The 13,440-nt window shown below is 72.2% G+C and carries 8 protein-coding genes; all 8 read left to right on the top strand.

What is annotated here, in order from left to right:
• Positions 1–53: 53 nt before the first annotated feature.
• The 8 genes from E1269_RS12430 (at position 54) to E1269_RS12395 (ending at position 13,440) form a co-directional block, all read left to right on the top strand.
• Positions 54–1,331, top strand: coding sequence for an MFS transporter (locus E1269_RS12430; protein WP_131894879.1), 1,278 nt, complete (start codon positions 54–56; stop codon positions 1,329–1,331).
• Positions 1,332–1,408: 77 nt separating this feature from the next.
• Positions 1,409–2,362 (top strand): DUF4862 family protein, encoded by a 954-nt coding sequence (locus E1269_RS12425; protein WP_162606377.1) that lies wholly within the window; start codon positions 1,409–1,411, stop codon positions 2,360–2,362.
• Positions 2,363–2,423: 61 nt separating this feature from the next.
• Entirely contained in the window at positions 2,424–3,146 is a 723-nt protein-coding gene (locus E1269_RS12420; RefSeq protein WP_131894874.1) for a sulfite exporter TauE/SafE family protein, read from the top strand.
• A 51-nt stretch (positions 3,147–3,197) separates the two neighbouring features.
• The gene (locus E1269_RS12415) at positions 3,198–6,569 is read left to right on the top strand and encodes a TM0106 family RecB-like putative nuclease (protein ID WP_131894873.1); all 3,372 of its coding nucleotides are present in this window, start codon (positions 3,198–3,200) and stop codon (positions 6,567–6,569) included.
• Positions 6,570–6,914: 345 nt separating this feature from the next.
• Positions 6,915–9,815: a discoidin domain-containing protein gene (locus E1269_RS12410; RefSeq protein ID WP_162606376.1), complete on the top strand. Its 2,901-nt coding sequence runs from the start codon at positions 6,915–6,917 to the stop codon at positions 9,813–9,815.
• A 23-nt stretch (positions 9,816–9,838) separates the two neighbouring features.
• Positions 9,839–10,843 carry a YeiH family protein gene (locus tag E1269_RS12405; RefSeq protein ID WP_203433428.1) on the top strand — a complete coding sequence of 335 codons (1,005 nt, stop codon included), beginning with the start codon at positions 9,839–9,841 and terminating at the stop codon, positions 10,841–10,843.
• Between the two features lie 60 nt (positions 10,844–10,903).
• Positions 10,904–11,635, top strand: a complete 732-nt coding sequence (locus E1269_RS33790; RefSeq protein WP_203433426.1) for a FadR/GntR family transcriptional regulator — start codon at positions 10,904–10,906, stop codon at positions 11,633–11,635.
• 203 nt (positions 11,636–11,838) lie between these two features.
• Complete coding sequence (locus E1269_RS12395) at positions 11,839–13,440, top strand: ABC transporter substrate-binding protein (RefSeq protein WP_131894867.1); 1,602 nt, start codon at positions 11,839–11,841, stop codon at positions 13,438–13,440.

The following is a 13,440-nucleotide window of genomic DNA, read 5'->3' as shown; positions in this document are numbered from 1 at the left end:
ACGGCGGGACCCTGGCCAGGGACGGAGAGGACGCACGTGCGACGGAATCGGCGTTGACCGGCCGGCCACAGGTCGGCATCTGGTCGATCGGCCCGTCGGTGTACCTCCCGTCGCTGTTGTTCGGCATCGGGCAGGGAGCGATCGCGCCGGTCATCCCGCTCTCCGCGCGGGAGCTCGGCGGCTCGGTCGCGATGGCCGGCCTGGTCGTGGCGCTGCTCGGCGTCGGCAAGATCGCCGGTGACCTACCCGCGGGGCTCTTGGCGGTCCGGCTGGGGGAGCGGCGGGCGATGCTGCTCGCGCTGGGCGTGGTGCTGGTCGCGCTCGCCGCCTGCATCCTGGCGTCATCCGTAGTCGTGCTGTCGGTCGCGATGATCGCCATCGGGGTGTCGTCGTCGGTGTTCGGGCTGGCCCGCCACGCCTACGTCACCGAGGCGATCCCGTTCGAGCTGCGCGGCCGTGCGCTGTCGACGCTCGGCGGGATGCAGCGCATCGGGCTTTTCACCGGGCCGTTCCTGGCCGCGGCCGTGATGCCGTGGCTGGGTGTCGTCGGCGGCTACTGGGTGCATGTCGTGGCGGCGATCGCGGCCGGCGTCGTACTACTGGTGGTGCGTGAACCGCCGGTGCCGGCCGGCCGTGGGGCTGACGCGGCGGGCTCGGCGTCGCGGCGCGACAGCACCGCACGGGTCATCCGGCGGCACCTGCCGATTCTGCGCACGCTCGGTGTCGGCGCGCTGCTGGTCGGTGCGGCACGGGCGTCGCGGCAGGTGGCGATCCCGCTGTGGGGCGAGCACGTCGGCCTCGACCCGGCCACGACCAGCCTGCTGTTCGGGCTGTCCGGCGCGGTCGAGATGCTGATGTTCTACCCCGCCGGCCTGGCGATGGACCGGCTCGGCCGGCGCGGCGTGGTCGTCTCGTCGATGGCGGTCCTCGGGATGTCGCTGGTGGTGCTGCCGCTCACCGGCGGTGCCGCCACGTTCGCCGCGGTCGCCATGCTGATGGGGCTCGGCAACGGCTTGGGCAGCGGGATCATCATGACCATCGGGTCCGACGTGTCGCCCGCCGTCAGCCGCGCGACGTTCCTCGGCGCGTGGCGCCTCTTCGCCGACCTCGGCAACGGCGCCGGCCCGGTGCTCGTCAGCGTCGTCACCGCGGTGGCCACGCTCGGCACCGCCATCGTCGCGGCCGGGGTGGTCGCCTTCCTCGCCGCGGCGCTGATGGGCCACTGGACCCCCCGCAACGGCGGCGGCCGGCCCGACAGTGATCGCCCGCCCGACGGGGACGGCCCGCCCGACGGGGACGGCCCGCCCGGCGGCGCCGGGCCGCCGTCGTGACTGGACGGACCCGGCCAGACAGGGACATGGCACATCGTTTTACGCTGGTCTCCACCAAACATCAGCGAGGAGACCTCATGTCGGTGATCGTCGGTGCATACGCGGCCGCTCCCCGGGACATCGGCGCAGGCGCCGGCTTCCGGCGCTACGTCGAGGACGTGCTGGCGCTGCCGGGCGTCGACGGGCTCGAGGTGCCCTACATCGGCGCGGACTCCCCATGGAACGACCTCGCCTACCTGCGCGCCGCCGACCCGTCGACGAGCCACGTACTGACCATGATCCCGGCGACCATCATGACGCTCGGGTCCGCGCCGGAATGCGGCCTGGCCTCCGCCGACGGCGACGGGCGGCGCGCGGCGATCGACCTGCTGCGGCGCGCGTGGGAGTTCATGGCGCAGGTCAACGGCGGCTCCGGCGGCCGCTTCACGGGCATCGAGCTGCACTCCGCGCCGCGGCATCCGCTCACGTCCGCCGACGCGTTCCGGGCGTCGCTGGAGGAGATCGCGGCCTGGGACTGGGGCGGCGTCCGGCTCATGATCGAGCACTCCGACGCGCACTCCGACGCCCACGAGCCCGCGAAGGGCTTCCTCGACCTGGCCGACGAGGTGAAGCTCGCGGCCGAGCTCGGCCTCGGCGTTGTCGTGAACTGGGGCCGCTCCGCCATCGAGGGGCGCAGTGCCGCGACGCCGCGCGAGCACCTGGCCTCCGTCGTCGCCGCCGGTCGCCTGGACGGATTGATCTTCTCCGGCGCGTCCGCCGACGACACCCTCGACGGCCAGGCCTGGGCCGACCTGCACGCGCCCATCCGCGACTGGTCGGCAACGGTGCCGGTCGCGGCCGAGGCGGCCAGCAGCCTCCTCACGGCGGACGAGGTGACGGCGTGCGTGACCGCGGCCGTCGCCGCGCCGGAGCTGCGCTACGTCGGTGTGAAGGTCTCGTCGCCCAGCACGGCCACCGCCGCGGAGTGCCTGGAGCTGGTCGCCGCCAACACTGCCGTCGTCGCGGCCGCCGTCGCCCGGGCCCGCGGCTGACGCCATCGAACCACACCGGCGGCACTGGAAGACTGGGCGGCGTGATCGCGACTGGAGCCGGATGCCACCGGTAGACATCATGGTGGTACTGGCCGTCGCGGTGTTCGCCGGCACGGTGATCCAGGGCTGCGTCGGGCTGGGCCTGGGCCTGGTCGCCGCGCCGGTGATCGCGCTGGTCGCGCCCGAGCTGATGCCCGGCGGCCTGCTGTGGCTGACCCTGGTGCTCCCGCTGTTCACGCTCGCCCGCGAGTGGGCGGAGGTCGACTGGTGGGGCTTGCGGTGGGCGCTGCTGGGCCGGCTGCCGGCGACGGCGGTGGGCGCCTGGGTGGTCACGGTGATCTCGGCCCGGGCACTCGGCGTCGCGATCGGCGTGGTCATCCTGCTCGCGGTTGCGCTGACGCTGCGGACGTTCCGGCTGCCGATGCGTCCGTCGGTGCTGGTCACCGCCGGTGTGCTATCCGGCATCACCGGCACGGCGACGTCCATCGGCGGGCCGCCGCTCGCGCTGGTGTACCAGCGTGAACTGGGACCGCGCGTGCGCGCGACGCTCGGCGTCTACTTCGTGGTCGGCGTGGCCGTGTCGCTGATCGCCCTCGCCGTGGTGGGCGAGCTGACCATGGCCCAGACCACGACGGCGTTGTCGCTCGCTCCGCTTCTGGTCGCCGCTTTCGCCGTCGCCCTCGTCGTGCGTCGGAGAATCGACGGCCCGTTGCTGCGGGTGGTCGTCATGGTCGTCTGCGCGCTGTCGGCCACGACTCTGATCATCCGCTCGCTGGCCGGCTGACGGATTCTGTCGGTGGCATGCGGCAGTCTTGGATCGACAGAAGGGGTGAGCATGTACGTCGTCGCCGGACATCTGGTCCTGAGCCCGACCGACCTGGTCGCCCATCTCGAATGCCCACACCTCACCACGCTGAACCGTGAAGTCGCCGAGGGCCGGCGTCCGCGGCCCACCGGCGACGACCCTGCCGCCGGCGTCGTTCGCCGGCGCGGCGACGAGCACGAGGCCGCCGTCCTGGCCGAGATGTCCGCCACGCACCGGGTGGTCAGCATCCCGCGCTCGGTCGGGCCGGCCGAGGCCGAGGACCTCACTCTCACCGCCATGAAGGACGGTGCGGACCGGATCTTCCAGGCCACCTTCTACGACGGCCGCTGGCGCGGGTACGCCGACTTCCTGATCCGCAACGACGAGCACCCGAGCCACCTCGGCCCGTGGTCGTACGACATCGCCGACACCAAGCTGGCGCGCCAGGTCAAGGCGTCCGCGCTGCTCCAGATGGCCGTGTACGCCCAGCGGCTGGAGCACCTCCAGGGCGTGCCGCCGCAGACGCTCACCGTCATCCTCGGCAACCGGCTGCGGGTCAGCGTCGCGTACGTCGACGTCGCGGCCTACGCCCGGCATGCCATGCGCGAGTACGGGCAGTGGCTGGCCGACCCGCCGCAGACCTACCCGCTGCGGGTCAACCACTGCGCCATCTGCCCGTGGCACGACACCTGCGACACCCGGTGGCGCGCCGACGACGACCTCGTCCTCGTGCCGTTCCTGCGCCGCGACCAGCGCGCGGCCCTGCGTGCGGCCGGCATCGACACCGTCGACGCGCTGGCGTCCGCGTCCGCGCAGGAGCTCGCCGCCGTCCCGCGAGTCGGTGCGTCCACCAAGCGCAAGCTGGCCACCCAGGCGCGGCTGCAGATCGCCGCCCGTTCGCAGGAGGTGCCTCCGTACCAGCTGGTCACGCCGGTCGAGCCGCGCCGCGGCCTGACACTGCTGCCCGAGCCCGACGCCGCCGACCTGTTCCTCGACCTCGAGGGCGACCCGTTCTTCGGCGACCACGGCATCGAGTACCTGTGGGGCATCAGCGACGTCGGCGACGAGTTCCGGTCCTGGTGGGCGCACGACGCGGTCGCCGAGAAGCACGCGTTCGAGCAGGTGGTCGACCACATCATGGCCACCTGGCAGCGCCGGCCCGGCATGCACGTCTACCACTACGCGCCGTACGAGCCGAGCCGGCTCAAGGAGCTGTCCCAGCGGTACGGCACCCGCGTCGACGAGGTCGACGCCCTGCTGCGGGGCGAGCGCCTGGTCGACCTGTACGCCGTAGTCCGGCAGGGCCTGCGGGTGGGCACGGAGTCCTACTCCATCAAAGCCCTCGAGCGGTTCTACGATCCGCGCGGCCGCGCCGGCGCCGCGGTCAAGGACGCCGGGTCGAGCATCGTGGAGTACGAGCGGTGGCTGGCCGAGCACGACCAGTCCATCCTCGACGACATCGAGGCCTACAACCGCGACGACTGCATCAGCACGCGGCAGCTTCGCGACTGGCTGGAGGACCGCCGGGCCGAGGCCCTGGACGACGGTCATGCCGTGCCGCGGCCCACCGACGTTCCCGACCATCCCGCCGAGCATCTCAAGGAGCGCGCCCCCGAGCTCGTCGCCGTCGAGGAGAAGCTGCTCGACGGTGTTCCCGGCGACCCCGCCGCCCGCACCGCCGAGCAGCAGGCGCGTGCGCTGCTGGCCGGGCTGCTCGAGTGGCACCGCCGCGAGAACCGCGCGGAGTGGTGGGAGTACTTCCGGGTCCGCACGCTCGCCGTCGACGAGCTCGTCGACGACCCCGCCACCCTCGGCGGCCTGCACTCGCCGGAGCTGCTGCGTACCGAGAAACGGTCCGGCGTGTGGCGTTACGGCATACCGCCGCAGGAGTGCCGCCTGCGCCCGGGCGACCAGGCCGGGCACGCCGATCCGGACGGCGGCACCAGCAAGATCCTCCGGCTGGACCTCGAGAACGGCGTCGTCGAGCTCAAGCGCGCACTGGCCAAGGAGCAGCCGCATCCGCTGGGGCTGCTGGCGCCCGACCCCATCCCGGCCGGCGTGCTCGAGGCGTCCCTCTGCCGCGTCGGCGGCTGGGTGGCCGACCACGGCTTCGACGCCGACGGGCCCTACCGCGGCGTGCGTGACCTGCTGCTCGGCCGCCAGCCCCGGCTCGCCGACGGCGTCGAGCTGCGGCTTGCGGGCGAGAGCGGCGCCGACGCCCTGCGCCGCGTGGCGCCGTCACTCTACGGAGCGCTGCCGGTCCAGGGCCCGCCCGGTGCCGGCAAGACGTACGCCGGCTCGCACGCCGTCGTCGAACTGCTGCGGTCGGGCAAGACGGTGGGCATCACCGCGTTGAGCCACCGTGTCATCACGCACCTGCTCGATGCGGTGCTGAGGGCCGACGACGGCGCCGACGGGCGCGGCCGGGTGGTCCGGGCCATCCAGAAGGCCGACGACGGCAACGCCACCGCCCACCCCGACGTCACGGTCACCACGTCCAACGACGACGTCGAGACCGCGCTCGCCACCGGGTCGGTCAACCTGGTCGCCGGCACCGGCTGGCTGTTCGCCCGGCCCGGCGTCCACGTCGACGTCCTGGTCGTCGACGAGGCGGGCCAGTTCTCGCTGGCCAACGCCGTCGCAGCCGGGGCAGCCGCCGACTCCGTCGTGCTCCTCGGCGACCCCCGCCAGCTGCCCCAGCCGGCACGGGGCATCCATCCCGACGGCGCCGGCGTGTCCGCGCTCGACCACGTGCTCGGTGAGCACGACACCATCCCGCCGGAGTACGGCCTGTTCCTCGACACCACGTGGCGCATGCACCCCGCCGTCTGCGCCCCGGTCTCCGAGCTGTCCTACGACGGCCTGCTCGGGCCGCGCAACGGGCTGGAGCGGCAGCAGGTGCACGGCGACGGCCCGCTCGCCGGTGCCGGGATCCGGTGGTTCCCTGTCGCCCACACCGGTTGCTCGGTTCGCAGCGACGCCGAGGTCGCGGTCGTCTCCGACCTGGTCGACCAGCTCACCGGCCGGCTCTGGACCGACGCCGACGGCGTGCGGCGCGACCTGACCTCCCGCGACATCCTGGTGGTCGCGCCCTACAACGCGCAGGTGGGGCAGCTGCTCGCGGTGCTGGACGGTCGTGCCCGGGTCGGCACGGTTGACAAGTTCCAAGGCCAGGAGGCACCGGTCGTCATCGTCTCGCTGACCACCTCCTCCGCCGCCGATGCCCCACGCGGCGTCGACTTCGTCGCCAACCGCAACCGCCTCAACGTCGCGGTCTCCCGTGCTAGGTCGCTGGCCGTCCTGGTCGGCAGTCCGGCGCTGCTGACCGCACCGGTCCGCAGCATCGATCAGGTCCAGGGCGTCAACACGCTGTGCCGCCTGGTCGAGTACGCCACCAGCTGACCGGGGACGCCGGGAGTGTGGGCACAGACTCGCGTGCGCCGTGCCTCTTGATCATCAACGATCGCTGACATCACGAGGATCGTGTGTGCTCCACCATGCTTGTAAGCCTGGTGAGGCGCGAGATCGCCTGGTGACGCAGATCGACACGACAGCAACCACCCAATCCCGCCCCTGCACCGTGACCGATCGACCATTGACATCGCGAACGACTGATCTCTAGGGTTCAGAGGTCAGACCTTTGATGTCGGACCCTCACGGAAGCGGGAGTGCGCCATGCGGCGTCGGCGACGGTTGACAGGGATGGCAAGCGGGTTGGTCGCGGTGGCGGTCGCGACCGTTGGGCTGGTGGAAGCCGGACCAGCCAGCGCGGACGGAACCGCCGCGACCGATCCACCGGCAGCCGCAGCGGGCACGCAGGACATCGTCGTCATCGATCCGGCGAGCCCAGGGCGGACGTTCGACGGGCTCGGGGCGGTGAGCGCCAGCGCGTCCAGCCGGCTGCTCTACGACTACCCCGAGCCCGAGCGCTCCCAGATCCTCGACTACCTGTTCAAGCCCGGCTACGGCGCGGGGTTGCAGCTGTTGAAGGTCGAGATCGGCGCCGACACGAACTCCACGTCCGGTGCCGAGCCCAGCCACGAACGCACCCGCGGCGACGTCGACTGCGACCGGGGCTACGCGTGGTGGCTGATGAAGGAGGCCAGGAAGCGCAACCCCGACATCGTCCTCAGCGGGTTGCAGTGGGGCGCGCCGGGCTGGTTCGAGGGCGGCTTCTGGAGCCAGGACAACATCGACTACTTGATCAACTGGCTCGACTGCGCGGAGCAGCAGGGCCTGGAGATCGACTACATGGGCGGCTGGAACGAGTCCGGCTACGACGAGGACTGGTTCGTCGCGTTCGAGCGGGCACTGGCCGAGCATCATCCGGACGTCCGGCTGGCGGCCGCCGACGACGAACCGCACCGCGGCTGGCGGGTGGCCGACGACCTCGCCGCGAACCCGGAGTTCGGGGCCGCGGTGGACGTCGCGAACCTGCACTCGCCCTGCGGGCACCGCACGCTCTACCAGGTCTGCCAGAGCACCCAGACCGCCCGCGACCTGGGCAAGCCGCTGTGGATCGGCGAGCTGAGCGCGATGGCGCACGACGCGGGGGCGGAACCGCTCGCGCGGGTCGCCAACCGCATGTACATCGACGCCGACATCACCGCGATGATGGCGTGGACCCCGATCTCCGCCTGGTACTCGAACATCACGCTGGCCGACACCGGGTTGATGGTGGCCGAGTGGCCGTGGTCCGGGTTCTACGACGTCGGCGACAGCATCTGGGCGTACGCACACACCACGCAGTTCGCGCAGCCGGGCTGGCGGTACCTGGACTCCGGCAGCCGGCGGCTGTCGTCCGGCGCGACGGTGGTGTCCCTGCTGTCGCCCGACGGCGGCGACGTCAGCGCCGTCGTCGAGACCCTGGACGCCACCGGGCCGGGCAGCATCACGTTCGACCTGAGCGAGGCTCCGGCCGGCGAGCTCCAGGTGTGGTCCACCGACTTCGGCTCCGACGACCCCGCCGACCGGTTCCGCCACGTCGGCACCGTCGTCCCTCAGGGCGGGCAGGCCACCATCGACGTCGAGCCGGGACACGTGTACTCGGTCACCACCACCGACGGGCAGGCCAAGGGCGACGCGCGGCCGAGCGCCGACGTCACCGGGCAGCTCGCGATCCCGTTCCGCGAGGACTTCGAGGGCATCGAGCACGGGCAGCTCGCGCGGTACTTCTCCGACCTGGCCGGCGGCTTCGAGGCGGCTCCGTGCCTGGCCGGGCGCTCCGGCACCTGTTACCAGCAGCAGATCACCGAGGCTCCCATCAGCTGGGGCCTGGTCGGTGAGCTGCCACTGAGCACGCTCGTCGGCGATCCGCGCTGGTGGGGCGACTACACGGTCCGTGCCGACGTCATGCTGACCGAGCCCGGGTACGTCGAGGTCGGCGGCCGGGTGTCCGGGCAGTCGTGGGGCAGCCAGGCCAGCGGCTACCACCTGCGCGTCGGCACCGACGGCTGGGCGCTGCACAGCCGCGACCACGCCGGGCGCCGCGACGTCGTGCTCGCCTCCGGCGAAGAGGCCATCGGCGTCGGCGAATGGCACGAGGTCGCGCTGAGCATGCACGGCGACGAGCTCGGCGTCCACGTCGACGGCGTCCGGCTCGGCCAGGTGCGCGACACCACCCAGCGCACCGGCAACGTCGCCCTGAGCGTCAGCGCCTGGCAGCAGGCACAGTTCGACGACGTCGCGGTGACACCCACCGCGCGGGCGCCGCGGTTCGTACCCAAGGACGAGATCACCGTGACGGCGACCAGCGAGCACGGCTTCGACCGCGGCTGGACCCGCGAGGTGGAGAACCTCGTCGACGACCGTCCGGAGACGATGTGGAGCTCCTCCTTCAACCCGCCGGTAGGGCTCCCGCAGTCGGTGACGCTCGACCTCGGCCGCACCCAGCCGATCCAGGCGCTGACCTACCAGCCGCGGCTCGACGGCAACACCAACGGGATGATCACCAGCTACGAGGTGTACGTGAGCCGCGACGGCGAGACCTACGAGCTGGTCGCCGATGGCACCTGGAGCGCCGACAGCTCCACGAAGGTGGCCGCCTGGGACCGGACGACGGCCCGTTACGTGCGGCTGGTCGCACCCGACGACGAGAACGCCTGCGCCGAGACGACGGCGGCCGGCAACGAGCTCGGCGTGGTGAGCGCGACCGGACCGGAGCTGGAGACGACGCCGCCGGCACCGGACCGGGCCGACCTGCCGCCCGACGCCCCGGCCGCTTTCGACCACCTGGTGCCGCAGGACGCCATGACGGCCACCGCCAGCAGCGTGCACAGCCCGCCGAACGTGCCGTGCAAGGCGATCGACGGCAAGCGCACGACGTTCTGGCACTCCGCGCCCGCGGTGACGGGTCCGCTGCCGGCCAGCGTGACCCTCGACCTGGGTGCCGGGCACGACATCGGCGGCCTGGCCTACCTGCCTCGGCAGGACGGCAACCTCAACGGGACGGTCACCAGCTACCGCGTCGAGGTGAGCGCGGACGGGCAGACGTTCACCGAGGTGGCGGCCGGATCGTGGCAGGACACTCCGGCGCAGAAGTACGCGACGTGGTCGCCGACGACCGCCCGGTACGTCCGGCTCACCGCCACCGCCGGCCACTTCAACGTCGCGTCGGCCGCGGAGCTGCACGTGGGCCACGTGCCGTGAGGCCAGCTGGCACCGTCCCGGCGGTGATCGCGCTGGCCGCCGGGGTCGGTGCCGCGTACCTGGCCAGCCGGGCCGCCGGCGTGGTCGGCCCACTGACCATGGCCATGCTGGCCGGGGTGACTGCTCGCAACCTGAACCTGCTGAGCAGGCCCGCCCAGACCGTGCTGGCCGCGATGACCAGGGGTTTGCTGCGGGCGGGGGTGGTGCTGCTGGGCCTGCAGCTCGCGGTGCCGGACCTGCTGGACCTGGGCCCGGCCCACCTGCTGGTGGTGGCGGCCACCGTCGTCGTGACCTTCGCGGGCACCTGGTGGCTGGGGCCGCGGCTGGGGGTCGGCCGGGACCGTTCGCTCTTGCTGGCCACCGGGTTCTCCATCTGTGGCGCGTCGGCGGTGGCGGCGATGAGCAGCGTCGTCGACGCCGACGAGGACGACACCGCGACGAGCGTCGCGCTGGTGACGCTCTACGGCAGCCTGGCCATCGTGGTGCTGCCGCTGTTGCAGGGGCCGCTCGGCCTGGACGACGCGGCGTTCGGCGTGTGGGTGGGTGCGAGCGTGCACGAGGTGGCGCAGGTGGTCGCCGCGGCGGCGGTCGCGGGCGAGGCCGCGCTCGTCGTCGCGGTGCTGGCGAAGCTCGGCCGGGTGGTGATGCTGGCGCCGCTGGTCACCTGCGTGGCACTGGCCGACCGAGGCGCCGAACCCACCGCGAGACGTGCCACGGGCGGCGCGACCGATGCCGCGGCCGAGGACCCGAGACGAGGTGTCCGCCGGCCGCCGGTCGTGCCGCTGTTCGTCGCCGGCTTCCTGGCGATGGCGACGGTCCGCAGCACCGGTCTACTGCCGTCGGGTGTGGTGTCCACCGCCGAGACGGTGTCGACGTTGCTGCTGGCCGGTGCGATGTTCGGGCTGGGCGCCGGGGTCCACCTGCGGACCTTGATCCGCACGGGCGGCCGGTCCGCCGCGCTGGGTGCGGTGTCGACGCTGATCGCGGCCGGCGTCGCATACGCGGGCCTGGTGCTGGCCGGGGCGTGATTCCGGGCTGCGGACGTGGTGACGCGTCTATGCTGTCTGCGTCGATGGAGGTGGCTGCGGGTGTGGCAGCGAGTTAACGAGTCGGGCAGCGTCTCCCAGCGCATCGTGACGCAGATCGAGCACCTGCTGGACAGCGGGGAGCTCAAACCGGGTGACCGGCTGCCCACCGAGCGCGATCTCGCGCAGCTGGTGGGCGCGAGCCGGCCGTCGGTGCGTGAGGCGGTCCGCATCCTGCAGGCCCAGGGCCGCCTCGACGTCAAGCACGGTCTCGGCGTCTTCGTCACCGAGCCGCCGCAGGCGCCCGACCTTGGCGCGGCGCTCAACCACCCCGAGCTCGACATCGACGAGCTGTTCTCGATGCGTGAGGTGCTCGAGGTGCCGGCCGCCTCGTGGGCGGCCGAGCGCATCACCGAGGCCGAGGTCGAGTCGTTGCGCGGCATACTCGACGACCTCGACGCCGCGTTCGACGCCGACCCCGCCGACTTCCAGCAGCTCGCCCGGCTGGATGCCGCGTTCCACCTGACCATCGCGGACATCGCCGACAACCGCTTCCTGCGCCAGACCAGCCATGTGCTGCACGACATCCTCATCTCCGGCATGAAGACGACGCTGCTGATCCCCGGACGGCGGGAGAAGTCGCGCGCGCAGCACGAGCGCATCCTTGACGCGCTTGCCGGCAACGACCCGGCCGCCGCCGGCCGGGCGGCGCGCTCCCACATCCGCAGCGCCCATCGCGCCGCCCTGGCCCGGTTGGCCGCCGAGGACAAGGACAAGCGCCGCACCACCACCTAGCTGCGGGCGAGGCAGTCGGAGAACGCATCGGCGCTCTATCGCACCGCAGGCCCAGCTCCGTCACCTCTCGCGACCCCGGTCTGACCTCGCAGGATCGGAAGAAACCCCTTCTCCTCCATTGACCCTGCCGAGATCGGGGGTCTAACCTCTTACCACTAGAAATCGATTGCTCGGCGTGGAGCTTCGAAAGGTAGGTCGGCCCGATGACAGTGCGGCGTTCCCTCTCCGCTCAGGCTCGGCTCGGTCGCCAGGCACAGGCCCGGCTCACTCGGCGGTCGTTCCTGACCGCGAGCGCCGGCCTCGGCGTGGCTGCCGCCCTGGCCGGCTGTGGCGGCGGATTCGGTGACAGCAGCGGTGGCACCAGTGGCGGCGGCAGCGGCGGTGACGGTCCCGAGTTCGACATCCCGGACGCACCCAGCGGCTTCCCGACCGGTGACGTCACGTTCCGGCTCGTGGACAGCAACGACACCAAGGCGCCCTACTGGGAGGCGTTCTTCGAGGCCTACCAGGCCAAGTTCGAGAACGTCACCTGCCAGTACGACGGGCTGCCGTGGAACCGCATCGAGGAGGTCGTGCCGCTGGGCTTCCGCAACGGGTCGGGTCACGACCTCATCCAGCTGCCCGGCTCGATCACGTTGGCGCAGGCGGTGTCCGAGGGCTGGGTGAGCCCGCTGGACGAGTTCATCCCCGACGTCGAGCAGTGGCGCGGTGCACTTCCGGACACCCTGCAAGTCGAGGGCGTGCAGGTCTTCGACGGTCTGCTGTACCAGGTGCCGTTGGCCACCGACCAGCGCTATCAGCAGGCGGTTCACTACAACAAGCAGCTGGTCAACGACGCCGGCTTCGACCCTCAGAGCGAGCCGCTCACCTGGGACACGTTCCGGGAGGCCGCGCGCAAGGTCACCGAGGCCGGCGACGGGCAGGCGTACGGGCTGATCCTCGAGATCAACCAGCCCGGCCGGCTCTCGATGTGGGTCGAGTACATGGCCCGCATCGCCGGGCTGCCCGCCACCGGCAACATCCTGCAGCCCTCCGGCGAGTTCATCCACACCGGCGACGAGATCGTCGAGGCCATCGAGCTGTTGCTGGCCGTCCAGAGCGACGGCAGCCTGTTCCCCGGCTCCAACTCGCTGACGGCGCCGGAGTGCTGGCCGCGCGTCGTCCGCGGCAACGCCGGCATGGTCTTCGCCGGCCCGTGGGTCACCGTCCAGTGGGAGAACGAGAACCCCGACTTCGAGTTCGGCGTCGGTGCGCTGCCCACCCCGGGCGGTGGCGACCCGCTCCCCGTCGGCTACATCCCGTTCGGCGCGGACGCCCTGGTGATGTCGGCCACCAGTCAGGTCAAGGAGGTGGCCGGCCACGTCCTCGCCTATGTCACGTCGTTGAACGGGCAGACCCGCTGGGGCGAGATCACCGGCGTCGGCAACCCGCCCATGCACGACGAGGCGCGCGAGGCCAGCGCCGCGGACTACAGCGAGCAGGCACGCGCCTGCCTCGACCTGGCGGACACCATGACCGCGCTGCCGCAGCCGGCCATCGTCAACCCGGACGTGGCGTTGGTCGCCCAGCGCGAGGTGGCGCCCAGCCCGAACTTCGGCGAGGTGATCCAGAGCATCCTGGTCGGCGAGGTCACCGACATCCGTGCCGCGCTCACCGACCTGAAGGACCGGCACGAGCGGGCTCGCGACGCCGCCATCCAGGAGGCCACCACCCGCGACGGCAGCACCGCGACCCGGCAGGACTGGGTGTTTTCCAACTGGGACCCCACCCGGGACTACACGACCGAGGACTACGCGGGCCGCTGA

The sequence above is a fragment of the Jiangella asiatica genome, from assembly GCF_004349065.1.
GTDB classification, from domain to species: Bacteria; Actinomycetota; Actinomycetes; order Jiangellales; family Jiangellaceae; genus Jiangella; species Jiangella asiatica.
This window is presented reverse-complemented; position numbering and strand designations above follow the sequence as displayed.

What these genes read in the sequence shown, in the direction of transcription:
- E1269_RS12395 (WP_131894867.1), top strand. Translation starts at nt 11,839, where the DNA reads ATGACAGTGCGGCGTTCCCTCTCCGCTCAGGCTCGGCTCGGTCGCCAG.
- E1269_RS12425 (WP_162606377.1), top strand. Translation starts at nt 1,409, where the DNA reads ATGTCGGTGATCGTCGGTGCATACGCGGCCGCTCCCCGGGACATCGGC.
- E1269_RS12420 (WP_131894874.1), top strand. Translation starts at nt 2,424, where the DNA reads ATGCCACCGGTAGACATCATGGTGGTACTGGCCGTCGCGGTGTTCGCC.
- E1269_RS12415 (WP_131894873.1), top strand. Translation starts at nt 3,198, where the DNA reads ATGTACGTCGTCGCCGGACATCTGGTCCTGAGCCCGACCGACCTGGTC.